This is a genomic window from Phenylobacterium sp., assembly GCF_030693805.1.
Classification (GTDB): Bacteria; Pseudomonadota; Alphaproteobacteria; order Caulobacterales; family Caulobacteraceae; genus Phenylobacterium.
The window spans coordinates 1-26,109 of record NZ_JAUXZW010000349.1; the positions used below are offsets into that span (position 1 = coordinate 1).

Consider the following 26,109-nt stretch of genomic DNA (forward strand, 5'->3'; position numbering starts at 1 on the left):
TCAGATCAGATGGATATCGCTTGGTCTTCTTCGCGATCTTGGCCATCCGGCCACGGCTCTGCTCGGTCCACATCCCGAGCTTGAATCACAGACCACGATGAAGCGGAATCACCGCTCACGCCTTTTCCAAACAGCCTCTTACTGCGCAGGATTTCGCCCAACGAGACCTGCGCCATCACCTGCCAGCCCGGATTGCAGGCGATCACGACGCGATCCAGCTCCCTAAAAACCCTGGCTTCGCTCTTGTTGAGAAGCGGCTGGATCGTGAAATCGGCGCCCATGACAATCCTGAGCTGATCGACGGCATCAGTTTGTTTCGACGGAGCCTGATCGCGCGACGACGGCCAAGGTCCTTTCGCAACCTTCGGGTCACGACCGCCCTGTCCCCAGCGCGAAGGATTCCTTCGCCGCCATGGCCGCCGAAACATCTTGGACATGAACCGCTCAGCAATCATGCCCGCAAACGCGCCGACGGCGAGAAGGGCGATCAGCAGGTGAGGCTTGTTTATAAGCGCGACGATCTCAAGCGGCATACGAACAGGCTAGCTTCGCTGTTTTCGGATGTCATCAAGGTGCTGCGTGAGCGACCGACCCCGTTGACTGCCGAAGAAGCGTCATGGGCAGTCGTGTGCCAGATCGACACCTTAGCGGCCTGACCAGGTCCCTGCACTAGGGACTTTGCCAATGGCTTTGATGAGTCACTCGCCCAGTCCATCCCGGATCGACTGTCTCCCAGACCGGCGGCTAAGCAAGCACACCAGGCGAACCCAATTGTCTAGCAGGCATCCTCCGCATCGCCGAAGCGCCACTGGCAGATCGCGCCCGGCCCTGCGAGGACCATCAATCCTAATAGACTGAGTAGGACGTTGGTCACCGTTGTCCACGCCTCGCGCGTTGAATTTCCGTGTTCATGTTGCTTCTCGGCCGTCCTACTCGATGCCATTGATCATCTGCTAGCCGTTGCAAATAACTTGAGACTTGTGAGTATCGCCCCAATCCTGCGCCCAATACAGATGAACCCGAAATTTTCCTGCTTTCTAGAATCAGACATCGACCACCAAGCTCCCAGAATTAGGGGTCGCCTTCTTCTTCACGGGTTGGAACACAGCCTGCGGAGGGGCTTCAAAGCCCATCGCCACCCAAGCGCTCTGGATGAGCTGAGCTCCCAATTCCGCGGCCGCGGCGGGCTCCAGCACGCATGTTCGACCTTCCACTTTCATGAGCACCCACTCAGCGCGGGCGCGAACCTGAAAAGCACGAGTTGAAGTTAGCTTGGCGCCTGCCCCACTGGCGGTGACTTCCGCGAGCAGCGCGCGAGCAAGTTCCTCGGCGTCTTCAGACGTGATCAGGTCCAACAGGCGAAAGAGCCTACCAGCTTCCGGTTCATTCTGAAGGGCGGGCGCTACTGACGCGGATCGTCGTGAGTAGCGTTTGGCGGGCGCCTTCATTTACGTGCCTCCAGATTATCATCTGTTTTATCACGCTGGGGTGATTCTCTCCTCGGCCTCCGCGCGCCAAAAATACGCCCCCCTTTGAGGCGCAGCTTTGCTGAGTGCGGCGCTCGCAATCAGCGGCGCGCCAGACCCCGCCGCCGCTGCGAAGCGCACGCTCATCCAGAGCGCCTGGGTCGCAATCGGATTTGAAGCCCCTCTTCGAGGCCTATTTCAACAGTTGAAAAGGTGACGCCTTAAGCCGTAAGCCTAAGTGTGGTCGCGGCCCACTTCTCCCATGATGCATTGCTCAGCACGCCCTCTAATCTATGCTTCGCGACGCCTTCGTCCGCGTGTCAGGGGAACACAGTGCCGCAAATCGAATACCACCACGACCGCAACCGCCATTCCGTCCAGGGCGCCGCGCAGGGTCTGAGATGCTTTCTTGAAGAGTTTCACCCGAAGAGCATCCTCGACGTAGGCGCCGGGACGGGGACATGGCTGCACGCCGCCCAGCAGCTTGGCGTAAAAGACATAATGGGCGTGGACGGCGTCAGTCCTGACGGCCGAGCGATGTGGGTCGATCCATCGCTTGTTCGAACCCACGATCTTCAGCAACCGTTTGCGCTCGGGAGGACGTTCGACGCCGTCCTGTGTCTCGAAGTTGCAGAGCATATTCCCGAAGCCGCCGCCGCCACGCTGGTCCGCTCTCTCTGCCTGCACGGAAATCTGATCTTCTTCTCCGCCGCGTGCCCCGGTCAACGCGGCGAGCACCACGTCAATTGCCAATGGCCGGCCTACTGGCAGGCGCTGTTCAACCATGAGGGCTTCGTTTGCCGCGACGATCTGCGTGCCAAGATGTGGGACATCGTGGAGATCGAACCCTGGTACCGTCAGAACGCCTTCTCGGCGATCCGGGAGCCCAGTCGCGCAGGTCATGAGCCCCGCATCCGCAGCCTGATACACCCGGACATGATTCCTTGCATGGATTTCCCCGACAGCCCGACCGAGGAATACTACGCCAGCCTCGAGCGCGGAGAACTCTCTCCATGGCGTTATCTGTGGCTCATGGAAACGTCCCTACGACAGCACGTCCCTGACGAATAGAGCGTCGCAGTGGCCAAGGGAGATCAAAGTTGGCCCAGCCTTTCATCAGCGTGGTGGTGAACAACTACAACTATGAAGCCTATCTTGGCGCTGCGATCGATAGCGTTCTGGCGCAATCTTACTGCTCATTCGAGTGCATCGTCGTCGACGATGGATCGACCGATGCTTCCAGAGACATCATCGCCGACTACGGTGACGCTATCCATCCGCTGTTCAAGGCGAATGAGGGGCAGACCTCTGCGATCAATGCCGGATACCGCGCGAGCCGGGGCGACCTTCTGTGCTTTCTTGACGCCGACGACCTGCTCGCTGCGGGCGCCCTGCAGTGCATCGCAGAAGTATTTGCCCAATCGGGCTGCGTGAAAGCCCATTGGCCAATGCTGGTGATTGATGGCTTGGGACGTGCGACGGGGCGGCGGGAGCCCCCGTTCGCGTTGCCGTCAGGTGATTTGCGGTATGATATTCTCCGTGGAGGGCCCAGCGCCGCGTTCCATCCACCGACGAGTGGCAACGCTTTCGCGCGACGTCTTTTGGAAGCCGCCCTACCGCTGCCCGAAATCGAGCACGAGCACAGGCTCGGAAGTGCAAGCGCCGATGGCTTCCTGTCGATGCTGGCGCCGCTCTACGGAACGGTAACGGCGATCGGCGAGCCGCAATCCTATTACCGGGTTCACGGTTCAAATGACTACGCCATGCTGAATATATGCGGGAGAATGCGACGCAACATGCTGGTTACAGAAAAGATGTGTGACGCCCTGGAGGAACATTGCGTCCGACTGGGGCTTCCAACGGACCGCGTCGCCTGGATCCAGCAATCTCTGTCGCATCAAATCGACGAGGCGCGCCGGCAGGTGGAAGCAAGGATTCCGCAGGGCGGATTCTTCGTGCTGGTGGACGAAGATCAATGGACTAGCACCTTGTTCGAAGGGCGCCGGGCGGCGCCGTTCCTTGAGCGTGATGGACTCTACTTCGGTCTGCCGGCCGACGATGTGCAGGCGATTGGCGAACTGGAGCGGCATCGAGCGGCAGGGGCGGCTCATCTCGTCGTCGCATCGCATTCATTTTGGTGGTTGGATCACTATCAGGGCCTTCGAAGTCACCTAGAGCGCAACGCTGCATGCGTTTGGGAGGGGCTACTGGTGCGGATTTTTGCCTTGCATAACCGCGACCCGGCCACTGCCTGTCCTCCCGCGCACCGATGACGAGTTGGAGAACTGGCTCATGGCGCCGTGGCACGAGGCCTGCGAACTGCAGCGCCCCTTGGGGAATGGCACGCTGCATCCACCACGTTGAGGATTCGGAACCGCCACCCACCGGCGAACTGGGCGTGCACGTAGTCTAACGACCATCGGGCGTTGGCCTTGGTCTCGATCAGGATCGGCGCCCGTGTTCCGATGGCGCGGCGGCGAGAGCGTCGTTAGCGCACGGTCCGCCCTTCCTCGCGGTAGAGCCGGTAGATGCGGTTCTTGCCCGACGGCTCGCCCTCCCGCCGGAGCAGCACGAACACCCGCCGGTAGCCGAACCGTCGTCGCTCGGCCGCCAGGTCGCGCAGACGCTCGCGCAGCGCCGTCTCCGGCGGCAGGATCGGTCGCGGGTCACTTGGGGTCTGCCTGGACGATGGAGCATGCCCCCAACGCGCCAGAGCCGGCCGTTGCCTTCCATGCCGAGAACACGCGTTGACTGCCGTATTTGGAGCACCTTCGCCAGCCCGGTCGGCTCGCGTGATCAGCCGTGACCCAGCCACTCTGATCGCCACTAACAGCTCCAGGCCCGGAAGCGCCGAAGACTACACCGCCGCGTTGCGCCTAGCTCGTATTGCCGACTGAACGCCTGTTGATTCTGGGCGCCTTCGTTCTGGTTCGCAGCTCCGATGACCAGCAGCAGCGCGCCGCCGATGCAGACGGTCGACCCCGTCCGGGCCAAGCTGCAGCTTACGCGCCAAATTTCGGCGTGCGCAATGAGGATCCAGTCGGCGGCGTCACGCTAAGCGCATGAGCACGAACAACATTCGACCGACCTGGCGCGTGCGCCTGGGCGCTAGCGGATCGGCTCAGGCGTCGGCGAACTCCACCACCTGGTCGAGGTCGGCGCGGAAGGTGCGGTAGCTGTTGGCGACGTGATCGTGGTCGGCGAAGCCAAAGGCGACGCCGCAGACCACCATGCGGTCGTCGGGGATCTGGAAGTAGTCGCGGATGAAGCCGGAGTGCCGCGCAATGGCGCCCTGCGGCGTCGTCGCCACCCCGTGCGCGTGCGCCGCCGACATCAGGTTGGCGACATAGCCCCCGCAATCGACCGCGCCATAGACCCCGAGATCGCGCGGCGTGGTGACGATCGCCACGTGCGGCGCGCCGAAGAAGCTGTAGTTCAGCGCCGCCTGACGCGCAGACGCCTCGCGGTCGCCTCTCGCCACACCCACCGCCTCGTAGAGCTGGAAGCCCGAGACCCGGCGCCGCTGCTGATAGACCCCCTTGTACTCGCCCGGGAACGCCATGTCTGAGTCGTGCGGCGGCGCGCCGGCGTTGTGCTCGACCAGCGCCCTGCGGAACCGCTCCGTCCCTTCGCCGCGGGTGATCACCAGCTTCCACGGTTGGACGTTGCACCACGACGCGGTGCGCTGGGCGGTGCGAAGGATCGCCTCGATGGTCCCCTGCGGGACCTGTTCGGAACGATAGCCGCGGCAGGTGAAACGCTGCGCCAGCAGCGCGTCCAGCACCCGCGCGCTCCCGACCGGCGCCGTCAGTTCGTCCCGCGCGGGATCCTTCACATCAACATCCATGATCAATTCCCACTGTGGTCCGCCGCCGCGATCTGGCGGCCTGTCAGTTACGCGGGCGTTTGGCCGCGTCAATGCCCTCGGTCCAGGCCCGAGCGCGGGCGAGGACGAAAATCTTCACCTTGTCCGGGCATTAGAAATGCAAGGTCACAGGAGGACGCGCCCCCGTGGAGATGACGGCCAGCGACACGCGGGCGAGCGGCGTTCGCGCGATCCGCGCGCGCCACGTCCTGGTCGTGGCCGCATCGCTGGCCCTTGCTGCTCTGGCGTTCGAGCGCGTCTGGCTGATCCAGGGCCTCCCGCTCTGGTGGGACGAGACCTGGACCGGGGCGATCGCTTCGACCCCCGACTGGCGCGCGTTCTGGCGCGAGGCCTACCTCGATGTGAACGCGCCGCTCTACTACGTGGTCATGCGCCTGTGGACATCGGTGTTCGGCGTCTCGGACATCGCCCTGCGCGCGCCCAGCCTGATCGCCGTGGCCGCCGCCGCCGCCGTGCCGCTCATCATCCGTATCGACGGGTTGACGCGTGAGGCGCGACTGACGTGGGCCGTGCTGGTGTTCGCCTGGTGGGGTGGGTTCGCGACGCTGCTGGACGCCCGATGCTATGCGCTGGTCCTGGCGCTGAGCGCCCTGCAGTGCGCCTTGTTCATCCGTCTGCTGGCGCGCCCGACCCGCGCGCGCGCCTGGGCCTGGGCCGCTGTCGGCGCCTGTGCGGTGCTCACCCACTACTATGCGGCGTTCATTGGCCTGACCCAGGGCCTGATCTACCTTGGCCTGCACCGCGGCCGGGCGCTGCGCACCTGGCCCGCGGCGCTGGCCTTCACGCCCGCCTTCGCCTGGCTCGCCCACCACGGGGGTCGGCTCGCGCAATACGTCAGCCCCAGCGTCGACTGGCACGCCGCGGTCAGCTGGGACACCGCCCTTCCGCTGGCGACCGCAACGGTGGGCCCTGAGGCTGCGGCATTCCTCGCAGCCGTAGTCCTTGTCCTCGGCCTGGGCTGGCTGACGCCGCGGCTCTTGGGTGCGGCTGCAGCAGACGAAGCCTCCGCCCCCACCCGCGATCTGGCCTTGGCCGCAATATCCGGACTCGCAGCTCTGGCCTTGGCGCTGCTGTCGGGCGTCGCCACGCCCTCGCTCACGGGACGGTACTTGTTCGCCTATGCGCCCGCGGTGCTGCTGGGAGTGGTCTTGTGCGCGCGCGCCTCGAAGCGGGCGCATCTGGTCTATCTGGCGCTGATCGGCCTCTACCTCGCGGTCCTGCCGCCGCCGGCGCAGATCAAGGCCGTGCTGACCGCGCGCAGCGCCTACGGATTCCAGGCGGCGTCCGAGCTGCTCATGGCCGGGCGCGCGCGCGACGTGGTGTTCGTCTGGGACCACTCGGCCGCGCCGGTGATCGCGTCCTCATCGCTGGCGCGCGTCGGCGGCTTCTTCTTCGCACGTGCTGGAGCCGACATCGCGGTTCGGCCGCTCCGCGTCGATCCGCGCCACGACCCGAACACGCAGATCCTCGCCGCTGCGAACGGACGCAAGCCCGGGATCATCTGGGTCTACAATCGCCGCCTTCCCTCCGCGGCGCGCGCATTTGCGCCCGCCATCGACAGGGTCGACCCGCGTTGGTCGTGCGTCAGCTATGGGGATGGCGTGCGCGGGACGATCGCCTGCCTGCCGCGCCCTGGGACTTGAAGCGACGCTAGGACGCCGCGCGGTCGCCTTCCGAGGCGGAGCCTCCGGCGGGCCGCCCGGTCTCGTTCATCGGCGGCTGATGCCCGCTGATCATATCCTCAAGCTCTTCGCGACGCACCGCGCTGCGCACGTTCAGGCGCGTCAGCACGTGAACCTCGCCAAAGCGGCTGCGCGCTTCCTCCAGACGGTCGCGCCAGACGCGAGCCGACAGGTTATCGGTCTCCCCCGCCATGACCACCGTCGCGCCGTCCGAGGCGAGCTGGGCTATGACGAAGTTCGCGCCAGCCGGCGGCAGGAAGCGATCCTCCTCCAGCGTGGTGTAGCGATAACGGGATCCGGACTTGCCGGCGAATTCGATCGTGGACAACGCAATCTCTCAGCCTGAACAACACGCAAGCCAGCCCCGCAGCGGGGGCCTTGGACCTACCGATACCCGTGCGACTTTGGCGAAAGATTGGCCGCCCACGCCGCGGTGGGATCACCACTGCGCGAGGCTGATAGGCCCACCCTGGGGGAAAGTCGACGCAAACACCGCGCTTTCCCTCGGCAGGCGCGCGCCAGACGGCTCTTCGGCGCACCCGCTCGCCTCTCAGGTGAGACGCAGCGACGCAGGGGTCTGAAAAGGAACAACCCTGGCCGTGTCACGTTCGACCTTGGCGCAGGCGATGGTAGCTTGGCTCAAAGCGCGCGAATCGGGCGGCGCGCGTCACACCCAAGCTCAGACGAGAACGCCTCACTTCATGGACGAACCCGCCCAATTCAGCCTTGAGACCAGCGCGACGCCTGCGCGCGCATCACTGGTCGGCGACTGGACGGCGACGCGGATGGGCTCGGCCGGCGCTGAGTTGGCCGCCGAATTGCGCAATCTCAACGATGTAGAGTTCGAGTTGCTGGGCGTCGAGCGGCTGGATTCGGCTGGCGCGCTGGCGATCATCCGGGCCGCCTCGGGCCGCCTGGATCCCGCGCGCGTCCGCGCCCGCCCCGAGACGCTGCGCCTGCTGGAGATGGTCGAAGAGGCGGTGAACACCGAACCGGTGACCCACCGCCCTCCGCGCGATTTCCACCAACTGACCATCCGTATCGGCAAGGGCGTGGTCGATCTGGCGCTGGACGTCTGGGACACGATGATCTTCGCCGGGCACCTGATGGCGGTGGGCGCGAAGTCATTGCTGAACCCACGCCGGATCCGATGGGCGGCCTGCATCACCCAGGTTGAGCGAGCCGGCCTCGACGCGATCCCGATCGTCGCCACGACGTCATTCTTCATCGGAGCGGTCGTCGCGCTGCTGGGGGCCAACATGCTTCGGCAATTCGGCGCCGAGGTGTTCGCCGTCGAGCTGATTGGCATCGCGGTGCTTCGCGAGTTCAACATCATCATCACCGCCGTCCTCCTGGCTGGCCGCTCGGCCTCGAGCTTCGCCGCGGAAATCGGCTCGATGAAGATGAACCAGGAGATAGACGCGATGAAGGTGATGGGCGTCGACCCGTTCGAGGCCTTGGTCTTCCCCCGCTTCTTCGCCCTCTTGCTGACCATTCCCCTGCTGACGTTCGTCGCCACTCTGGCGGGCCTGCTGGGCGGCCTGCTGGTCACCTGGTCGGTGCTGGACCTTGGGCCGGGCTTCTTCATCCAACGCATCCTCGACAATGTCGGGGCCAGCCATTTCTGGATCGGCATGTCGAAGGCGCCGGTGATGGCGGCGGTCATCGCCGGCATCGGCTGCCGCCAGGGACTGGAGGTCGGTGGCGATGTGGAATCTCTCGGTCGCCGGGTGACCGCCGCCGTGGTCCACGCGATCTTCGCGATCATCCTGATCGACGCCCTCTTCGCCCTCGCCTTCATGGAGCTGAACATTTGAGCGTCGAGGGGCAGTCCGCGTCGGGGCGCGACGAAGAAGGCCTCACAACCCAGGGGCCTGTGGTCGAGGTGCGAGGCCTGGTTTCGGCGTTCGGCGAGATGGTGATCCACGACGGCCTCGACCTGACGGTCGAGCGCGGCGAGATCCTGGGCGTCGTCGGCGGATCAGGGGCTGGCAAGTCGGTGCTGCTGAACACCGTGATCGGCCTGCGCGATCCTCAAGAAGGTCTCGTGCGCGTGTTCGGCCAGGATCTGCAGAAGGCCACGCGCCGGCGCTGGACCGCCATCGAGCGACGCTGGGGCGTGCTGTTCCAGCAAGGCGCGTTGTTCTCCAACCTCACCGTCCATGAGAACGTGGCGGCCCCGATGTTCGAGCACACCGACCTCAGCCGCAAGGACATCGGCGAGCTCGCCGACCTGAAGATCGCGCTGGTCGGGCTGGAGCGTGCAGCGGGCCTGCGCAAGCCCTCGGAGCTTTCCGGCGGCATGCGCAAGCGCGCCGGCCTCGCCCGCGCCCTGGCGCTCGATCCGGAGCTGCTGTTCCTCGACGAGCCCACCGCCGGCCTCGACCCGATCAGCGCCGGCGCCTTCGACGCCCTGATCAAGGAGCTGCAGAGCAGCCTGTCTCTGACCGTGATGATGATCACCCACGATCTCGACACCCTTTATGAGATCACCGACCGCGTGGCGGTGATCGCCGATCGCAAGGTGGTGGCCACCGCGCCGGTGAGAGAGCTGGAGCGTTCTAAGCATCCGTGGATCCGGGAATACTTCCTGGGCCCGCGCGGACGCGCGGCGGCGAGCGTGAAGATGACGGAAGCCTGATGGAAAAGAACGCCAACTACGCCCTCGTCGGCCTGTCCTCCCTGATCCTGTTCATCGGGCTGGTGGTCTTCTCCGTGTGGCTCGCCAGGCTTCAGTTCGCCCACGACTATGATGTCTACGACATCGTCTTCCAGGGTCCGGTGCGCGGATTGAATCAGGGCGGTGAAGTCCACTTCAATGGCATCAAGGTCGGCGAGGTCACTAAGATCGCCCTCGATCGCACGAACCCGAGTCGGGTGATCGCGCGCACGCGGGTCACGTCCGACGTACCCATCCGGGTGGATTCCTTCGCGACGCTCGAGCCGCAGGGCATCACTGGCGTGAACTACGTGCAGATCACCGCAGGCTCCGCGACCAAGCCTCTGCTCAAGGCGACCGTGCCCCGCGATCAGATCCCGATCATCCGCAGCCAGCGCAGCGCTCTCGCCGATCTTCTTGAGGGCGGCGGCACGGTGCTGACCCGCACCATCGAGGCGCTCGACCGGGTGAACCGCGTGCTGTCCGACCAGAACATCAAGACCTTCTCGACCGCGCTCACCGACGCCCAGACGGTGACCGCCGAGCTGAAGGCGCGCAAATCGATGATCGCCGACGCCCAATCGGCCCTAGCCACCATCAATCACGCCGCCGGCGAGATCGACCAACTGGCCGCGAGCGGGCGCAACCTCGTGGACACCGATGGGCGGCGCGGGCTCAAGGCCATGGCCGACGCCGCCGAGGAGGCCAAGGAAGCCGCTGGCGAAGCCAAGGCGATCCTGTCGAAGCTCGACGCGCCCACCAGCGAGTTCGCCACCACTGGCCTGCCGCAGATCAGCGCCGCCGCCGTCCAATTGCAGCAATCCGCGGAGTCGCTGGAGCGGCTGGTCAACGACCTGCAGTCGAGCCCGCAGGGGGTCATCGGCAAACCGGCCGCCCAGGAAATGAAGGTGAAGCCATGATCGCGCCCAGAGACCTGCTGCGGGCCGCCGTCCTGATCGTCTGCGCCGCAAGTCTGGCGGGCTGCATCTCGCTGCTGCCCAAGACCAAGCCATCGCAGCTCTATCGTTTCGAGGGCGCGACCGCCGCCACCGGCTTGCCGGCTGCGCCGCCCGTGGCCGGCGTAGCGCTGTTCCGCACGCCTTCGTCGTTTCAACGCGCGGCTTCCGGCGACCGGATTCTGACGCTCACCGGCGGCCAGGCCGCCTATATCGCGGACGCTCGCTGGATGTCGCCGGCGGTGGTGCTGTTCGACGAAGCGCTGATGCGGGCGTTCGACGCCAACCCCGGCCCGGCCCGGCTGGTGGCGCGCGGCGAGCCGGCGCGCACCCAATATGCCCTTCGCCTGGACGTGCGTGACTTCTACGCCAACTACGACCAGGGCCCGCAGGCGCCGCCCAGCGTCGTCGTGCGCGTTCGCGTCAGCCTGCTGCGCAGCGCCGACCAGATCCAGGTCGGTGAGCAGGTGCTGGAGGCCCGTATTCGCGCAAGCGACAACCGCGTCGGCGCGATCGTCGCGGCGTTCGACGAGGCGGTGCGCACGGTGCTCGTTCAGTTGATCGACTTCAGCAACCGTCTGGGCGCTTCAGCCTAGGCCGCCGTCAGACCGTTGATGCGCCTGGCTGCGGTGACCGTGTTCTTCAGCAGGCAGGCCACGGTCATCAGGCCGACGCCGCCCGGCACCGGCGTGATCCAGCCGGCCACCTGACTGACTTCCTTGAACGCCACGTCGCCGACCACCCGGGTCTTTCCGGCGGCGGCCTTCTCCGGATCGCGCGAAGGCACACGGTTGATGCCGACGTCGATCACCGCCGCGCCAGGCTTCACCCAGTCGGCGCGGATCATTTGCGGACGCCCGACGGCGGCCACCAGGATATCGGCCTCACGGCACACCGCCGGCAGGTCCTGAGTGCGCGAGTGGGCGATGGTCACGGTGCAGTCCGCCTGCAGCAGGAGCTGGGCGATCGGCCGGCCGACCAGCACCGAGCGGCCAACCACCACCGCGCGTTTGCCCGTCAGGTCGCCCAGGGTCTCGCGCAACATGATCATGCAGCCCAAAGGCGTGCAGGGCGTCAGCGCCGGCAGCCCGCTGGCCAGGCGCCCGGCGTTGACCACGTGCAGGCCGTCAACATCCTTCTCAGGATCGATCGCCGCCAGCACAGCGCGTTCGTCCAGTCCCTTGGGCAGCGGAAGTTGGACGAGGATGCCGTGGATCAGCGGGTCGGCGTTCAGCGCGGCGATCAGCGCCAGCAGCTCGGCCTGCGGGGTGTCGGCCGCCAGCTTGTGGGTCAACGAATGCATGCCCACGGCGACAGAGTGCTCGCCCTTGGACCGCACATAGATCTCGCTGGCGGCGTCGGCGCCCACCAGCACCACCGCCAGGCCGGGCTGCAGCCCGTGTTTCGCGCGCAGGTCGGCCACCTCGGCGGCGACGACGCCACGCAGGTGCTCGGCGAACACCCGGCCGTCGATGATCTGGGCTTGCGGCATCGTGTGGCTCCCGCGTGGCTTCGCGCGCGCCCCGACTAGCGGCTCGCCCGTCCCGGCGCAACGACCCGCCGCAGCCAGGCGGAGACCGCCCAGGCGTGAGCGTCGTGGCGCAGACGCTCGACGGCCTCGTGTGGGTCGATCCAGACCAGGGTGTGGTCGTCTTCGATCTTCAGCGCCGGCGCCTCGCCCAGCCAGGACACCGCCATGAAGGTCGCCCGATTGTTGAACGCCTCGCCATCGGTGTTGACGAAGAACTGATCGGCGTGGGCGAAGGCCTCGCCGGCGCTGATGCGCAGACCGGTCTCCTCGCCGAACTCGCGCACGACGGCCTGGGCCGCCGACTCGCCGGGATCTATCGCGCCCCCTGGCAAGTCGAGCCAAGGCGCGAATCCAGGTTTGTCGACGATCACCAGCGCGATCCGCCCTTCCCGTTCGCACAGGCCAAAGGCCGCCGGCCGGTCCCTATAGGCCAGCTCGGCCCGCCGGTCGCCGAATTGGGGGACGCCCGCCATCAATCGAGGCCGTAGAGCGAGCCGTAGGGATCGGCCTTGCCGCTCACCACGTCGGCCACCGAGACCGCCGGCCAGCCCACCTTGGCCGTGGCGCTGGCCCGCCAGGCGTCGGCGACCATGTCGCGAAGTTCCGAAGCGCCGCGCGCCAACTCGCGCGTCACGAACGCCGCGCCGCGGGGATCGCCGCGTTGGAACCCGCCCTGCTTCTCCAACGAATAGAACGGCTCCACCAGCGCGTGGGTGGCGGCGAGGTAGTCGCGGGTTCGTTCATCGATTGCGCAGGCGCAGGGGCGATAGGGCGCCATGCGCGCCCGCACCTCGGCCGAACGCACAGAGGCGCGCACGAACGCGCCCTCCACCGGGCTATGGACCTTGGCGGTGGTGAAGCCCTTGGGGTTCGGGAAATCGCCCCAGCCGTTGTAGTGCAGCGTCGCGTGCAAGGGCTGGGCCCCGTCGCCGACGAAGTGTGCGAGTTGGCCCAGAGTCTCGAAGATCAGCGCCTCGCGGCGGCGATGGTCGTCACGGAACCAGGCCTGGTGGCCACGCCAGGCGTGGTTGCGCTCAGCCGCATCGAGCACCCGCCAGTATGCGAAATCCACCACAAGCTGCTGATATTGCTCGACGATCGAATACGGAAGGTAGCCCGCCTTCCAGCTGTCCTGGCCGACGGCCTGCAGCGCCGCCTCGTATTCCGCGCGAGTCGGCGGCAAGGCCCACAGGCTCGGACCGCCGAACGCCTTCCCGGCGTCGTCGAGGTCGATGTAGTGCGCCGGATCGAGGTTCGAGTCGTGGGTCTTGCCTGCGCCTTTGGAGCGGTCGGGCTCGCGCGCCAGTTCGCCCACGTCGGCCGCGGCGCGGGGATTGCGCAGGAAGGCCGGCAGGTCGCGCGGTAAGGCGGCGATCGCCTCCTGGCCGACGATGCGATGGCCGGTGGCGCCCCAGGCCAGCGCCGCGTCGGGCGCCGCCGTCGCCAGCACGATCGCCAGGATCGCAGCCGCCGTGCGCGGGACGTAATGGCGGGCGACCCTGGTCATTCGATCCCCATCGCCTGTTCCACCCGCCCGATCCAGCCCTGCACCCCCGGATAGTCGCTGAGCTCGAAGCCGCCATGATCGGCCCAGCGGGTGTAGGCCACCAGGGAGACATCGGCCAGGGTGACAGCCGCGCCGACCAGGAACGGCGAGAAGGCCGCGGCCAGCTCCAGCCGGGCCAGCGCGGCGCGGCCGCGCTCGACGATCCGCGGCTCCAGCTCGCTCACCGCGCGGCCGAGGTATCGCACCTGGAAGCGCGCGACGGCGATGTAGGGCTCGTGGCTGTACTGCTCCCAGAACAGCCATTCGAACATCTTCGCCCGATCGTAGGCGTCTGCGGGGATCAGCTCAGAGCCTTCCGCAAGATGCACGATGATGGCGTTCGACTGCGCCAGCGGCCGACCGTCGTCGAGGATCACCAGCGGGACCTGTCCAGCCGGATTGAGCGCCAGAAATTCTGGCGTCCGCGTGGTCCCTTTCTGGAAATCCACCTCGATCCAGTCGTAGGGAATTCTCAGCCGGTCGGCCGTCCATTTGACCTTCAGGCAGTTGCCGGAGATCGAGTCGCCATAAACCTTCATGGCGCGCCCTCTTCTAGTGGTGGTGGTATGGACCGCGCTGCTGGCCCTAGCTGTTGTGTGGCGGTTCGCACCGCGTGCGCAAGTCGCTGCGACAACTGCGGGGGTTGTCGCCTGCGTTGAGTCCGGCTAGGAGTCGGTCAAGCTACCAGTTCAACGACGAAGGAGACGCCGTCCATGCGACGCCGCCTCGCCGCTCTGGCCGCAATCTCCCTGATCGCCGCCACATCAAACGCACAAGCTGCGTCCACCGATCCAATCGGTGATCTGATCATGTCGGTGGTCACCGGCTCGCTGCCCGGCAGCCCCGGCTATCGGCTGAAGGCGACGCTCTACCACGCCGGCGCGCGTGGCGTCGGCGCGCTGGATTCGCTGGGCTGCAAGGTCGTGGCGATGCGCACCGCGGCCATCGATAGGAACCTGATCCCCCGCCGGACCGTGCTGTTCATCAAGGAGACCGTCGGCCTGCCGATGCCCGACGGCGGGGTCCACGACGGCTACTGGTACGCCTCCGACGTCGGCGGCGCGATCAAGGGCGAACGCATCGACCTGTTCACCGGCGCGGGCTCCGGCTCGATGAAGTCGATGATGCCGCTGAACCTCTCCAAGCTTTCGGCCGTCAAGGTCGGCGAGTTCAAGGGCTGCCCGCCCAAATAGGCGGCCGCCTCAGGCCGGCGTTTCGGCGGGCGCTTCCAGCCTTCCCCACGCGATACGACGCCAAGCACGTTCATGCAGATAATACAGCGCGATCTTCGTGATCACCTCGGCTGCGGCGATCGCTGAGGCGTGCTTCAGGCTGCCGGTGACCAGGAAACTCAGACCGAAGGTGTCGAGGCTCCCCACCACGCGCCAGCTGAAGGCCTTTAGCAGTGAGCGCAGACGCGCGTTCGGCGACCAGCGGATCAGCCGCCAGGCGCGCTCATGCAGGTAGAACAACCCGATCTTGGTCAAGGTCTCAAGGCCGGCGATGGCTCCGGCGCCCTTAGGGTCGCCGGTGATCAGCCAGCTCCACAGGAAGGTGTCGGCGGTTCCAACTATGCGCCAGGTGACCGCCTTGGCCAGCGCACGCGCGTGGGACTCCACACTGCCGAGATGGATTTTCTCGAGCGGCAGATGTCCCGCGCGATTGTGCTTTTCGATCGGTGACATCGCGCGTCCGGACGTTGGGTGGGTCAGACCGCCTCAGGTCTCGACGAAGGCGCGTTCCAGCACGAACTCGCCCGGCTTGGCGATCGAGCCTTCAACATAGCCGCGATCCAGCATGATCTGCTTCAGGTCGGCCAGGACCGATGGACCGCCGCACATCATGAACCGGTCGACCGCCGGGTCGAACGGCGGCACGCCAAGATCGGTGAACAGCTTGCCCGAGGTGATCAGGTCGGTGATGCGGCCCTGGGTCTTGAACGGCTCGCGCGTCACGGTCGGATAGTAGCGCAGCTTGGGCCCGATCAGCTCGCCCAGGTCCGGGTCGTTCGCCAGGTCCTGCTCCAGCATCTGGCGGTAGTTGAGGTCGGCGACCTGGCGCACCGTGTGGGTGACGATCACCTCGTCGAAGCGCTCATAGACCTCAGGGTCGCGCGCCAGGGCCAGCCATGGCGCGAGGCCGGTGCCGGTGCCCAGCATGTACAGCCGCTTGCCGGGCTTCAGGCCGTCCAGCACCAGGGTGCCGGTGGGCTTCCTGCCGACCAGCACCTCGTCGCCGACCTGGATCTTCTGCAGGCGCGAGGTCAGCGGACCGTCCGCCACCTTGATCGAGTAGAACTCGAGATATTCGGCCCACGACGGGCTGGCGATCGAATAGGCGCGCACCAGCGGGCGGCCCTCTTCGGTCATCAGGCCGACCATCACGAACTGGCCGCTCTCGAAGCGCAGCGACGCATCGCGCGTCGTGCGGAACGAGAACAGACTGTCGGTCCAGTGCTGGACCCAGGTGACGCGTTCGGTGAGGAAGGCGCCGCCGGCCTTGGCGGCCGGCTTGGCGGCGGTGACTTCGGTCATGAGGGGTCCGCGAAGGCTGGGAACTAGATGTCGCCGCCGACATCGACAATGGCGCCGGGCGCGCGGGCGAGGTGGATGCCGCACTCAGACTTCTGCGAGCCTTTCCAACGGCCGGCGCGGACATCTTCGCCTTCGTCGACCGGTTGCGTGCACGGCCAGCAGCCGATCGAGGCGAAGCCTTGGGCGACCAGCGGATGGGCTGGCAGGTCGTGGGTCGCGACATAGGCGTCGAGTTCGTCCTTGGCCCAGTTGGCCAGCGGGTTGAACTTCAGCTGCGAGCCTTGGTGTTCGACCACCGGCAGCGACATGCGGTCGCCGCCATGGAAGCGCTTGCGCCCAGTCACCCAGGCGTCAAACCCGCCCAGGGCGTCGTCCAGCGGGGCCACCTTGCGCAACGCGCAGCAGGCGTCGGTGTCGGTCTGCCAGAGGTTGGCCTTGGGGTCTACCACCGCCAGATCCTGATAGTGCGGACGCAGGTCGCGCACGTCGGTGAGGCCAAGCCGCGCGGCCAAGATCTTGCGGTAGTCCAGGGTCTGGCCGAACAGCATGCCGGTGTCGAGGAACAGCACCGGAATGTCCGGCTTGATCTGCGCGGCCAGGTGCAGCAGCACCGCCGACTCCGCCCCGAAGGACGAGACCAGGGCTAGCCGGTCGCCGAAGGTGTCGACCGCAGCCGCCAGCACGCTCGAGGGGTGCGCGCGGCGCAGCTCGGCGTCCAGGCGTGCGGCCAGCGACTGCGAGCTCTCGATGTCGTCGTAAGCCATGCTCACTCTCCACGCTCCGCGAAAGCAGGTGCTCGGCCATCCGCAGCGCGTTGATAGACGTGTCGGAACCGACGCGACGCCTGTTCCCATTCCTCGGCGCTGGAGCCGTCGGCCGGGGCGAAGGCGTCAATGCCGCAGCGGACCATGAACTGGGCCTGCTCGCGCAGCACCTCGCCCACCGCCCTCACCTCGCCCTTGTAGCCGCAGCGTTCGCGAAGCAGCCGCGCTGAGGTGTAGGCCCGCCCGTCGCGGTACTTCGGAAACGCCAGCGCGACCAGCGCGATGCGAGGCAGGTCGTAGGCCAGCGCCTCGACCTCCTCGGCCGGCTCCAGCCGCACGCCGACGGAGCGGCCCTCGGCCAGCAGCCGTTCGCCTTCCGCCTGGAAGCGGGTCAGCGAGATGATCACGTCGCCAGGAACCATGCCCTCATCGTCGGCGATCTCGGTGAACGGGTCGTCGACGGCGGTCATGCGACCGCCCTCGAACCTAATGAGCGCCGGCATAGACGGCCTCCTTGAACGGCGCGGCTCCGGTGCGGCGGAAGGTGTCCAGGAACCGCTCGCCGGCGCTGCGTTCGCGCAGATAGACTTCGACCAGGGTGTCCACCGCCTCGGCCACGCGATGGGCGGGCAATGCCGGGCCGAGGATCTGGCCGACCGCCGCGTCCTCCGCGCCCGATCCGCCCAGGCTGAGCTGGTAGAACTCCTCGCCCTTCTTATCGACGCCCAGGATGCCGATGTGGCCCACATGATGGTGGCCGCAGGCGTTGATACAGCCTGAGATCTTGATCTTCAGCTCGCCCACGTCCTCGGCCCGGTCCTGGTCGCGGAAGTGCTCGGCGATGTCCTGGGCGATGGGGATGGCGCGCGCGTTGGCGAGCGCGCAGTAGTCCAGCCCCGGGCAGGCGATGATGTCGGTGATCAGGTTGATGTTCGCGCTCGCGATCCCGGCCGCAGCCAGGGCGGCGTGCACCGCCGGAATGTCGTCGAGCTTGACGTGCGGCAGCACCAGGTTCTGCTCGTGGGTCACGCGGATGTCGTTCTGGCCGTAGCGCTCGGCCAGGTCGGCGATCACGTCCATCTGGTCGGCCGAGGCGTCGCCGGGCGTCTCGCCGATCGCCTTGAGCGAGACCTCGACGATCGCATAGCCCGGCTTCTTGTGCGGCTTGACGTTGTTGCGGGCGAAGCGAGCCAGCGCCTTGTCGGCGGCCTTGGCGGCCTCGAAGGCGTCCGAGAGGGCCGGCAGGGTCTCGAAAGCGGTAGGCGCGAAGGCAGCGCGGATGCGCGCGAGCTCGGTGTCCGGCAGATCGGACTCAGGGCCGATCTGCGCCCATTCGGCTTCGACCTGGCGGCCGAATTCCTCGGCCCCGAGCGCGGCGACGAGGATCTTGATCCGCGCCTTGTAGATGTTGTCCCGCCGTCCGTGGCGATTGTAGACCCGCAGCACCGCCTCCAGGTAGGAGACCAGCCGCGCGGCCGGCAGGAACTCGCGGATCGTCGCGCCGACATAGGGCGTGCGCCCCATGCCGCCGCCGACGATCACCTCGAAGCCCAGCGTCCCGTCGCGGGCGCGCTTCATCACCAGGCCGATGTCATGGACCTTGGCCGCCGTCCGGTCTTTGGGCGAAGCGGTCACCGCGATCTTGAACTTGCGCGGCAGGAACGAGAATTCCGGATGTAGGCTGGACCACTGGCGCATGGCCTCGGCCCAGACGCGTGGGTCGTCGACCTCTTCCGCCGTGGCGCCCGCGAACGGGTCGGCGGTGACGTTGCGGATGCAGTTGCCGCTGGTCTGGATGGCGTGCATGTCCACCGACGCCAGCTCGTCCAGGATGTCCGGCGCGTCGGCCAGCTTGATCCAGTGGAACTGCAGGTTGGTGCGCGTGGTGAAGTGGCCGTAGCCCTTGTCGTAGGTGCGCGCGATCTCGGCGAGCTTGCGCATCTGGCGTGCATCCAGCGCGCCATAGGGAATGGCCACCCGCAGCATGTAGGCGTGGAGCTGCAGATAGAGCCCGTTCATCAGGCGGACCATCTTGAACTGGTCCTCGGTGATCTCCCCACTTAGGCGGCGAGCGACCTGCGTGCGAAACTCTGCAGTCCTGTCGGACAGGAATTCCTTGTCGAGGGTGTCGTAGACGTACATGGCGCCCTTACTTACGCTTGATCAGATTGACCCGGCCGGTCGAGCGCGCGGCGCCCGACGCGTGCTGCAGGGCCTCGACGACGTCGCCGCCCTCGACCTGCTTGCCGTGGTCCAGTCGGTTGGTCGGCCCGAGCGCGCGCAGGCGCTCGCGGTAGGACAGCGGCGCCCAGAGTTCGCCGGCCTCGATCAGGTCGATGAGGTAGGGCTCGACGACCACCGTCGGCTGCGCTTTGGCGTGACCTTCTGCGGTCTCGCCCGGACCCGGCTCAGCGAACAGCTCCGCGTCGGCGAAGCGTTCGACCCAGCGGCCTTGATTCCAGAACACGACCTCGCCGTCGGTCAGTCGGTTGGCGGTCAGCGCCTTCATGCCTTGGCCTCCAGTTCGGCGCCCTCATACCCGGCCAGACCGGCGGCGTCGACCTGGGCCAGCGCCATCGCCTCGCCCAGCAGCAGCAGCGCCGGGCCGTCCAGGCCCTCGGCGGCCTGAGCCAGGCCTCCCAGGGTCGTGATGATCCGCTGTTCGTTGGCACGCGAGGCGTCGACCACGATCAGCGCCGGCGTCGCGGCGGCCCGCCCGGCGGCGATCAGCCGCTCGGCGATCGGGCCCGATGTGCTCAGACCCATGTAGATCACCACCGTCTGGTTGGCGCGCGCCAGGCTCGGCCAGTCGAGATCGGGCGCCTCGCCCGTCGCCGCGTGGCCCGTGACGAAGGTGACCGCCTGGGCGGCTCCGCGATGGGTGAGCGGCGCGCCAGCCGCGGCGCCGGCCGCCAGGGCCGCGGTGACGCCCGGCACTACGCCGCACTCCACGCCAGCCGCACGGCAGGCTTCCAGCTCCTCGCCGCCGCGTCCGAAGATGAACGGGTCGCCGCCCTTCAGGCGCACGACCTCCAGCCCGTCGCGGGCGAAGGCCACGAGCATGCGGTTGATCTCGTCCTGAGCGTAGGAGTGTCGCGACTTGCGCTTGGCGACCGAGATGCGGCGCGCGGCGGGAGGCGCCAGATCCAGGATCTCGGCCGGCACCAGGCCGTCATGCACCACGACGTCGGCGCCTTGCAGCACTCTCAGAGCCTTGATGGTCAGCAACTCCGGATCGCCCGGACCGGCGCCGACCAGCCACACGCGACCAGGCGCACGCCCGCGGCGCTCGCCCAGCACGACGAGCCGCCTCGCACCCTTCGCAGCCTTGTCCTTGTGAGCCACCATGTTAGCTTCTCTAAACCTCATCGCGATCGTATCAGAGGAATCGCCGCCCCTGAAACGAGACGGGACGGGCTTTCGCCCGCCCCGTCATATACCCGACGATGAAAAGGGCCGATACACCGCCGGATGCTTGCAAATTGGTGCGGGGCGGCCCACTTCGCAAGCGCAAGACTTCTAGCGGGGCTGTTAGTAAAACTCATGGAACGTAACGCCGAACGCCGCCGTCTGCCGCCGCTCAACGCACTCCGGGCCTTCGAAGCCGCGGCCCGGCATCTGAACTTCAGCCGCGCGGCCGATGAGCTGTCGGTGACACCTGGCGCCGTGAGCCAACAGATTCAAAACCTTGAGGACTATGTGGGCGCCTCACTATTCAAGCGCACGCCCAAGGGCCTGCTGCTGACCGACGCGGCGCAGACCGCCCTGCCCGCGCTGCGGGAGGCGTTCGACCGCCTGGCCGAGGCCGCCTCCCTGCTCACCGCCGCCGTCGACGGCCGCCGGCTGACGCTGACCGCCGCGCCGTCGTTCGCCGCCAAGTGGCTGGTGCCGAGGCTGGGGAAATTCGAACAGGCGTTCCCGCAAGTCGACGTCTGGCTGTCCGCCGGTCTGGAGCTGGTGGATCTCACCGCCGGCGAAGTCGACGTGGCGATCCGCTATGGCGGCGGACGCTATCCGGGGCTCGAGGTGCGCCGGCTGATGAGCGAGACCGTGCTGCCGGTGATCAGCCCAGAGCTCCTGGCCGCCCAGCCGCTGGCCGAGCCCAAGGACCTGATGAACCACATCCTGCTCCACGATGGCTCGCCGGAGCCAGACGACTCGTGCCCCGACTGGGCGATGTGGCTGGCGGCGCGCGGCGTGCGTGGCGTGGACGGCGCGCGCGGGCCTCGCTTCAACCAGTCCAGCCTGGTGATCGAGGCGGCGCTGAACGGCCGCGGCGTGGCGCTGGCCAAGCGGACGCTCGCCCAGGCCGATCTCGAGGCCGGCCGGCTGATCGCGCCGCTGCAGATCGCCACCGCGGTCGACTTCGCCTACTATCTCGTCCACCCCAAGCCCAAGGGCCGGCTGCCGCAGGTCAAGGCGTTCGTGAACTGGATCACCGCCGAGGCCGAAGCGCACGAGGCCGCGCTGCTGGCCATCGACAACGGCGCGGGCATCTAGGGCTCAGCGCGGGGTCTTCAGCGACTGCAACGCGCGCTCGTGAGCGTAGGCGGCCACGTCAGCCAGCGCCGCGTCCAGCGCGTCGTGCACGCCGCCGAGCTTGCCCGGGCCCTCGACCTCGGCCGCCTCGCATGCGTCGCCCAGCGCGAAGGCCCCGACCCCACGGGCCGCGCCCTTCACGGTGTGCACCGCGTCACGCCAGCCCTCCGACGCCGGATTCAGCATCGACGACCAGATCGCGGCCTGTTCACGGAACAGCGCCAGCACCTCGTCGACCACCTGCGCATCGCCCGCCGCAAAGCTTTCCAGATAGGCGAAATCGACCGCCCCGGTCAGGTCGCGCCGCGCCATCTCAACCTCCGTATTCGCATGCCTTGCCATGGGCGCGTTTTCGCGTATTTTCCGCGCCCTCGCCGCCAGCCTTGGCTCAAGGGCCGCGCGTCGAGATGGGTGCATAGCTCAGTTGGTAGAGCAGCTGACTCTTAATCAGCGGGTCGTAGGTTCGAATCCTACTGCACCCACCATCGCATCGCCTTCGAGTGGTTGTGGTCGTGGTTTCAAAATCAATGCGAGCGGCGTCGCCACCCTCGGCTCCGTGACCCGCCCATCCGAAGACACGCCTCTTTCGACGCGTGAATGGCCGAATTTTCCTATTTTTTATGTCGGAGACCGCGACCTGCGGCGCTAGTCCGCTGCGGGCGTCTCCGGATCGTTGGGCATCGTTTAGTTTTGCGCCGGGCCGTTATTGCTGTGACGGGCTGCGTTATTCATGCCAATGGCCCCGTTATTCCTGTGAAATATCGCCGGAGTTTTCGGGACCAACGCTTCGCGCGAGCGCGCATGCGTAAGGCGCGCGGGCGCGCACGTACACGCGAGGGCTTGGCTGGCTGGTTCACTACTGCGCGGGCTAGGCTGAAATTCATTCGGTGAAGGGAGGGCCCGGGCGGCAGTCTTGCTTGAATGCTTCCAGCGCAGGGCTGCGATGCCGGCGGGACAGCCGGGTGGCGCGACTGCAGCGCCTTTGACCTGCATGCTGCTGGGAGCGTCCGAGTCGACCTGTCGCAGACAAACTCCTCCCCAACGCGCTCCGACTCAATTAGGTTTGCGTGGGGTCGCCCAGGCTTGCCGGGTCCCGCCCACCTAGATTGGGATTTCCTCCCTTGTCGAATATGAACCCCTCGAATCCTGAGGTCAGGATGATCGAGCATTATTCGCGCGTGTGTGCCGACGAGCTGCGCTGCATCGGTCTCTTCGAGCCAGACAATCACAACAAGCCCTTCATCTTCAAAGTGGGACCGACGCAGTTCTTATTCAAAAACAATGTCACGGGGAAGTATGTAACGGCTCTAAATACTTCCAGATCGGAGGATGATATTCAGGTATTCGGAGTGCGATATGCTGAAAATATCATCGGCAAGCGAGCATATTTCGTCGATCCGGATAGCGGCAAGTCGATCCTCCATCTCTATCTGATTGACGGCAAACTCCTCACCAATGAGCAGAGTGGCTGCGCCTACGGTTCGCGTGGCGGCAAGGCGCGTCGCAACATCGCCCGCACGCGCCGCTTGTCGATGCGGCTTACGGGGGACGCGGGCACGCTCAAGCAGCCGAGCGGCGCTTACAAGAGAGCGCTGATTGATGAGATCCTCAGGCGAGGCTTGTTGGAAAACATGCCGCCAAATATCCAGAACATTATCTTACGCCATCAGCGGCGGCGCGCGCGCCGGGTGCCGATCGTCGATATCGACCGCGGCCCCGCTGATGCGAATGATATGCGCACCTCCGCGGCTGCCGCGCGGCATCGCCTTGCCCCCGGCGACTACGTCTCACCGTGGTCAGTGCATGCCATTTTGAAGTACGCGATCGAGACTGGAAAGGTCGCCCGTTCCGGCCATCCGCATCAGCAACCGCTGCGCGACCCTGTTGGGCTCACTGAGCACCACGGCCGGCTAGACATGCGTGAGCTTGTGCAGCTTTGGGACGGTCAGAGTAAATACTGGAGCCGAGCGTTGAAATTTCCCAATGAGGCCCCCAACTCGTTTTGGTTTGTCTGCGTCGGCGGTCGCCTTGAACAATCCCAACTTTGGGTTCAACCCCGAAAGGGGACCGGTATCGGTGAAGCCAGCGGCCCAGTCCAGCTGATCGAGCTGGTGCGCACCACGCACGCCAAGCCGCGCTGGAACCTGCAATGCCCCGTGCTGCAGAAGCCCTGCGAGATCCTCTATTTGCGAGGCGGCCGCTTCGCCAGCCGGCAGGCGCAAAGGCTGGTTCATCCTTCCCAGCGCGCATCTTAGAGCCTCGCCATCCAGCTTCGCTGGTCTGGCCACGCGAGCGGCATTTCGTCGACGAGCAGCTGCTTCAGTGTAATGCCAACAGAGATGCGTCCAGCCAGGATGTCGCTTTGGAGATCCGGGGCGAGGAAAGCCAGACGCACGAGCCGCGTCTCGTAGGTCGTCGCCGGCGCCATCGCGAGCCCGGTATTGCGCCGCAACGGCGGGGGTCCAGCTTCTCCAGCACGCGATGGGACTCACGCGGGCCGCTGACGAGGGTAACGTTGGTCTTAGGGACGAGGCGCGCCACCTTCGAGGGCCAACTGGAAGCCGCCGTCGTCACTCAAGGGTGACCAAGGCCCATGTCTCGCTGGCCCGCGAGGTGGCGTATGCCTCGCAGGCATCGCGCTGCGCGTGGAAGCTCTTGAAGCCTTGCTCAAGACCATCTGCGGACATTTTGCGAGTGTAAGGGCGCACCGCAGTTTGTCGGGACGCTGGGCCATTACGCAGCCTGTCGCAGGCCTAAGAACGGCGGTACGTTCCAGCGTTCGCCGGTGATCTGGCTCGGTTCGGCGCAGCGCGCGCTTCAACTGCCCGTCCGCGCCACCCATGGCGGCCAGCTGGATCTTCCAGGCCAGCATACGGTGCAGCAGATCCACCGAGCGCAGCGGCAGCGGGTCGCCAGACCGCGCGTAGCTCCACGAGCCCCATGCGGGATAGCGACCGCACCAGCTCCAACGGACGCTCCGACGTTGAGGTCATCGGAGCGCCGGGGGTCCTGAGCGGCGCACCAACACCCCGATCGCAGCGCCCAGGACAGCGATGTCGCCGCCGATCCTCTCGATCTCCTGCGACTGCCCGGCGTAGTCACTGTCGCAAAGCCCGGCGATGATCAGAGCTTCACCCCAGAGAAGGTCTCGGCGATCGCCGCGGACAGCAGCGCCGTGGCGTCCCGCGCTAGCGTGTGATCAACCACGCTCCACCTCCGCAGCGACAGGTGCGCCCACTTCAGCGCGGCGCCGCAAGCCCCGCTTCGCGGATTCAGGCGGCGGCGCATCGTCAGGCGCCGGTTCGACGATGCGGTAGGTCCGCGGCCCTTCGCCCTTCTCGGAGACGATGTTCAGGCCTCGGACCTTCTTCAGGGCGCCCGCCAAGGCCCCGCGCACCGAGTGCTGCTGCCAGCCCGTCGCCGTCATCAAGGCGGATAGGTCGGCGCCTTCAGGGCGGCGAAGCAGCGCGATGATCACTCCAAGTTTGCCGCCGGTGGGCCCGGGGACATCAGGGCGTGGTTTATCTGCCAGGCCCGCTGAGTTTTTGGTCATGGGAACTTCTCTGCGAGAGCGCCAGTCGCTCCCACGAGCCGGAGGCCAGCGGAGACACGCCGCCGGCTGGCGTCTCAAGCCCTCACAAAGGGCCCGAAGTAGAATGACAAATGCTCGCGGCCGTGCAGCAGTCCAGCAAATTCGCGATGCACATCGCCACTTCGGCGTGTAGTTTAAGATACTCAGACCAAGAGCTGGCGTCATGCGGGTTCCAATAGTGCTTCCGATCCAGATGATATCATCGGCCGTAGCCTCATTGGCTGCATGATCGCTCCCTTCGCCGATGAAGATCCGTCGGCGCGTCGGAATGAACGTCAAGCGCGCGCCAGGAAAAGGGCTGGTCGCAGGAAGAGATGGCACATCAGGCCGAGCTCCATAGACCCTATGTCTCCGGCGTCAGCGCGGCGTGGCTGTGGCGTGGCGGGAAGCCTTCTCGAGGTCCCGGCGGCTTCAGCTGCGGTGCTTTTCAGGCGACCCCGAGCCGGCTCTATCTCAGCCTGAATGTCGGGCGCACCGTGCGTGAGTGGCCCAGTAGTCGGAGCCGCACACGTCGCCGTCGCCGGCAACTCACCCACGCCTTCGTAGAGCCTGAAGCGACAGGTGACGCCCGATGCGCTGCCCATTAGATCGTGGAAGCGTCCATGTGGCATCATAACGCCACCCTGAAATCGCCGCCAAAGTCGGCACGTGTTGCGGCGTTTCCGCCGAGCTCGGCTATTTCAAATCTGGATCCGGCTCAGACCGCCAGCTACGCGCTGTCACCCGCCCATGACGCACCATCACTGCTACCTTCGCCACCTTGGCCTTAGTGGCCCGTTTTCACGGGGTACGTCGCGCCAATGGCTCACACCGCGATTGGTGATCGGGGAGCTGAGAAGCCTCGATTAGGAGAGCCGTGACACTCTTCAGGCTTGCACCCTAGACATACACTGCCGCCTGCGCAGCTGGAGCTGCCGTCACCGCTTCAGCCAGCTTGATCAAACTCGGCGTAAA

The 26,109-nt window shown here is 66.4% G+C and carries 28 protein-coding genes, 1 tRNA gene and 1 pseudogene; 11 read left to right on the forward strand and 19 right to left on the reverse strand.

What is annotated here, in order from left to right; genetic code table 11:
• Window positions 1–5: 5 nt before the first annotated feature.
• Both Q8M88_RS13845 and Q8M88_RS13850 read right to left on the reverse strand, forming a co-directional pair.
• Window positions 6–533 (reverse strand): hypothetical protein, encoded by a 528-nt coding sequence (locus Q8M88_RS13845; protein ID WP_305597742.1) that lies wholly within the window; start codon window positions 531–533, stop codon window positions 6–8.
• Window positions 534–1,043: 510 nt separating this feature from the next.
• On the reverse strand, window positions 1,044–1,355 hold the full coding sequence (locus Q8M88_RS13850; RefSeq protein WP_305597743.1) for a hypothetical protein: 312 nt from the start codon (window positions 1,353–1,355) through the stop codon (window positions 1,044–1,046).
• Window positions 1,356–1,799: 444 nt separating this feature from the next.
• Here Q8M88_RS13850 and Q8M88_RS13855 point away from each other — a divergent pair, with 444 nt between their 5' ends.
• Together Q8M88_RS13855 and Q8M88_RS13860 are read left to right on the forward strand one after the other, a co-directional pair.
• Window positions 1,800–2,537: a bifunctional 2-polyprenyl-6-hydroxyphenol methylase/3-demethylubiquinol 3-O-methyltransferase UbiG gene (locus Q8M88_RS13855; RefSeq protein WP_305597744.1), complete on the forward strand. Its 738-nt coding sequence runs from the start codon at window positions 1,800–1,802 to the stop codon at window positions 2,535–2,537.
• A gap of 29 nt (window positions 2,538–2,566) precedes the next feature.
• Entirely contained in the window at window positions 2,567–3,739 is a 1,173-nt protein-coding gene (locus Q8M88_RS13860) for a glycosyltransferase family 2 protein (protein ID WP_305597745.1), read from the forward strand.
• 77 nt (window positions 3,740–3,816) lie between these two features.
• On the opposite strand, the pseudogene Q8M88_RS13865 reads toward Q8M88_RS13860, so the two are convergent.
• Both Q8M88_RS13865 and Q8M88_RS13870 read right to left on the reverse strand, forming a co-directional pair.
• A pseudogene (locus tag Q8M88_RS13865) lies at window positions 3,817–4,116 on the reverse strand (IS3 family transposase); the annotation flags it as partial.
• A gap of 471 nt (window positions 4,117–4,587) precedes the next feature.
• Window positions 4,588–5,313: a nitroreductase gene (locus Q8M88_RS13870; RefSeq protein ID WP_305597746.1), complete on the reverse strand. Its 726-nt coding sequence runs from the start codon at window positions 5,311–5,313 to the stop codon at window positions 4,588–4,590.
• 164 nt (window positions 5,314–5,477) lie between these two features.
• Here Q8M88_RS13870 and Q8M88_RS13875 point away from each other — a divergent pair, with 164 nt between their 5' ends.
• Entirely contained in the window at window positions 5,478–6,995 is a 1,518-nt protein-coding gene (locus tag Q8M88_RS13875; RefSeq protein WP_371132718.1) for a hypothetical protein, read from the forward strand.
• A gap of 7 nt (window positions 6,996–7,002) precedes the next feature.
• Here the strand turns inward: Q8M88_RS13875 and Q8M88_RS13880 are convergent, their stop codons facing one another.
• Window positions 7,003–7,362: a hypothetical protein gene (locus Q8M88_RS13880; protein WP_305597747.1), complete on the reverse strand. Its 360-nt coding sequence runs from the start codon at window positions 7,360–7,362 to the stop codon at window positions 7,003–7,005.
• A gap of 373 nt (window positions 7,363–7,735) precedes the next feature.
• Here Q8M88_RS13880 and Q8M88_RS13885 point away from each other — a divergent pair, with 373 nt between their 5' ends.
• From Q8M88_RS13885 to Q8M88_RS13900, 4 genes are read left to right on the forward strand one after another with little or no spacing between them, the layout of a single operon-like run.
• Window positions 7,736–8,851, forward strand: coding sequence for an ABC transporter permease (locus Q8M88_RS13885; RefSeq protein WP_305597748.1), 1,116 nt, complete (start codon window positions 7,736–7,738; stop codon window positions 8,849–8,851).
• 59 nt (window positions 8,852–8,910) lie between these two features.
• Window positions 8,911–9,675, forward strand: a complete 765-nt coding sequence (locus tag Q8M88_RS13890; RefSeq protein ID WP_305597769.1) for an ABC transporter ATP-binding protein — start codon at window positions 8,911–8,913, stop codon at window positions 9,673–9,675.
• A complete protein-coding gene (locus Q8M88_RS13895) occupies window positions 9,675–10,613 on the forward strand; it encodes an MlaD family protein (protein WP_305597749.1) in 939 nt (312 codons plus the stop codon). Before Q8M88_RS13890 ends, Q8M88_RS13895 begins: the two co-directional genes overlap by 1 nt.
• Window positions 10,610–11,245 (forward strand): ABC-type transport auxiliary lipoprotein family protein, encoded by a 636-nt coding sequence (locus tag Q8M88_RS13900; RefSeq protein ID WP_305597750.1) that lies wholly within the window; start codon window positions 10,610–10,612, stop codon window positions 11,243–11,245. The genes Q8M88_RS13895 and Q8M88_RS13900 overlap by 4 nt, the downstream gene beginning before the upstream one ends.
• On the opposite strand, the gene folD is transcribed toward Q8M88_RS13900, so the two are convergent.
• From folD to Q8M88_RS13920, 4 genes are read right to left on the reverse strand one after another with little or no spacing between them, the layout of a single operon-like run.
• Window positions 11,242–12,141 (reverse strand): bifunctional methylenetetrahydrofolate dehydrogenase/methenyltetrahydrofolate cyclohydrolase FolD, encoded by a 900-nt coding sequence (gene folD, locus Q8M88_RS13905; protein ID WP_305597751.1) that lies wholly within the window; start codon window positions 12,139–12,141, stop codon window positions 11,242–11,244. The genes Q8M88_RS13900 and folD overlap by 4 nt on opposite strands.
• Window positions 12,142–12,176: 35 nt before the next feature.
• Window positions 12,177–12,653 carry an NUDIX domain-containing protein gene (locus Q8M88_RS13910; RefSeq protein ID WP_305597752.1) on the reverse strand — a complete coding sequence of 159 codons (477 nt, stop codon included), beginning with the start codon at window positions 12,651–12,653 and terminating at the stop codon, window positions 12,177–12,179.
• Window positions 12,653–13,687 carry a S1/P1 Nuclease gene (locus Q8M88_RS13915; protein ID WP_305597753.1) on the reverse strand — a complete coding sequence of 345 codons (1,035 nt, stop codon included), beginning with the start codon at window positions 13,685–13,687 and terminating at the stop codon, window positions 12,653–12,655. Before Q8M88_RS13915 ends, Q8M88_RS13910 begins: the two co-directional genes overlap by 1 nt.
• Entirely contained in the window at window positions 13,684–14,265 is a 582-nt protein-coding gene (locus Q8M88_RS13920) for a glutathione S-transferase family protein (protein WP_305597754.1), read from the reverse strand. The genes Q8M88_RS13915 and Q8M88_RS13920 overlap by 4 nt, the downstream gene beginning before the upstream one ends.
• Window positions 14,266–14,439: 174 nt before the next feature.
• On the opposite strand from Q8M88_RS13920, the gene Q8M88_RS13925 reads away from it, so the two are divergent.
• The gene (locus Q8M88_RS13925) at window positions 14,440–14,919 is read left to right on the forward strand and encodes a 3D domain-containing protein (RefSeq protein ID WP_305597755.1); all 480 of its coding nucleotides are present in this window, start codon (window positions 14,440–14,442) and stop codon (window positions 14,917–14,919) included.
• Window positions 14,920–14,928: 9 nt separating this feature from the next.
• Here Q8M88_RS13925 and Q8M88_RS13930 read toward each other — a convergent pair whose 3' ends face one another.
• The 7 genes from Q8M88_RS13930 to cobA are packed head-to-tail and all read right to left on the reverse strand — an operon-like array spanning window position 14,929 to window position 20,372.
• Window positions 14,929–15,411: a DUF2061 domain-containing protein gene (locus Q8M88_RS13930; protein WP_305597756.1), complete on the reverse strand. Its 483-nt coding sequence runs from the start codon at window positions 15,409–15,411 to the stop codon at window positions 14,929–14,931.
• 33 nt (window positions 15,412–15,444) lie between these two features.
• A complete protein-coding gene (locus tag Q8M88_RS13935) occupies window positions 15,445–16,260 on the reverse strand; it encodes a ferredoxin--NADP reductase (protein ID WP_305597757.1) in 816 nt (271 codons plus the stop codon).
• Between the two features lie 23 nt (window positions 16,261–16,283).
• Window positions 16,284–17,024 (reverse strand): phosphoadenylyl-sulfate reductase, encoded by a 741-nt coding sequence (locus Q8M88_RS13940; RefSeq protein WP_305597758.1) that lies wholly within the window; start codon window positions 17,022–17,024, stop codon window positions 16,284–16,286.
• 2 nt (window positions 17,025–17,026) lie between these two features.
• Entirely contained in the window at window positions 17,027–17,527 is a 501-nt protein-coding gene (locus Q8M88_RS13945; RefSeq protein ID WP_305597759.1) for a DUF934 domain-containing protein, read from the reverse strand.
• Window positions 17,511–19,166: a nitrite/sulfite reductase gene (locus Q8M88_RS13950; protein ID WP_305597760.1), complete on the reverse strand. Its 1,656-nt coding sequence runs from the start codon at window positions 19,164–19,166 to the stop codon at window positions 17,511–17,513. Before Q8M88_RS13950 ends, Q8M88_RS13945 begins: the two co-directional genes overlap by 17 nt.
• Before the next feature lie 7 nt (window positions 19,167–19,173).
• Entirely contained in the window at window positions 19,174–19,533 is a 360-nt protein-coding gene (locus Q8M88_RS13955; RefSeq protein WP_305597761.1) for a DUF2849 domain-containing protein, read from the reverse strand.
• Window positions 19,530–20,372: a uroporphyrinogen-III C-methyltransferase gene (gene cobA / locus Q8M88_RS13960; RefSeq protein WP_305597762.1), complete on the reverse strand. Its 843-nt coding sequence runs from the start codon at window positions 20,370–20,372 to the stop codon at window positions 19,530–19,532. Before cobA ends, Q8M88_RS13955 begins: the two co-directional genes overlap by 4 nt.
• A gap of 195 nt (window positions 20,373–20,567) precedes the next feature.
• Here cobA and gcvA point away from each other — a divergent pair, with 195 nt between their 5' ends.
• Entirely contained in the window at window positions 20,568–21,524 is a 957-nt protein-coding gene (gene gcvA, locus Q8M88_RS13965; RefSeq protein ID WP_305597763.1) for a transcriptional regulator GcvA, read from the forward strand.
• 3 nt (window positions 21,525–21,527) lie between these two features.
• Here gcvA and Q8M88_RS13970 read toward each other — a convergent pair whose 3' ends face one another.
• Window positions 21,528–21,875 (reverse strand): Hpt domain-containing protein, encoded by a 348-nt coding sequence (locus tag Q8M88_RS13970; RefSeq protein ID WP_305597764.1) that lies wholly within the window; start codon window positions 21,873–21,875, stop codon window positions 21,528–21,530.
• Window positions 21,876–21,972: 97 nt separating this feature from the next.
• On the opposite strand from Q8M88_RS13970, the gene Q8M88_RS13975 reads away from it, so the two are divergent.
• A tRNA-Lys gene (locus Q8M88_RS13975) sits at window positions 21,973–22,048 on the forward strand.
• Window positions 22,049–22,720: 672 nt separating this feature from the next.
• Window positions 22,721–23,818: a hypothetical protein gene (locus Q8M88_RS13980; protein ID WP_305597765.1), complete on the forward strand. Its 1,098-nt coding sequence runs from the start codon at window positions 22,721–22,723 to the stop codon at window positions 23,816–23,818.
• Here the strand turns inward: Q8M88_RS13980 and Q8M88_RS13985 are convergent.
• Together Q8M88_RS13985 and Q8M88_RS13990 are read right to left on the reverse strand one after the other, a co-directional pair.
• Entirely contained in the window at window positions 23,815–24,015 is a 201-nt protein-coding gene (locus Q8M88_RS13985; protein ID WP_305597766.1) for a hypothetical protein, read from the reverse strand. The genes Q8M88_RS13980 and Q8M88_RS13985 overlap by 4 nt on opposite strands.
• Window positions 24,016–24,762: 747 nt before the next feature.
• Window positions 24,763–25,116 (reverse strand): DUF3489 domain-containing protein, encoded by a 354-nt coding sequence (locus Q8M88_RS13990; RefSeq protein ID WP_305597767.1) that lies wholly within the window; start codon window positions 25,114–25,116, stop codon window positions 24,763–24,765.
• Between the last annotated feature and the right edge of the window lie 993 nt (window positions 25,117–26,109).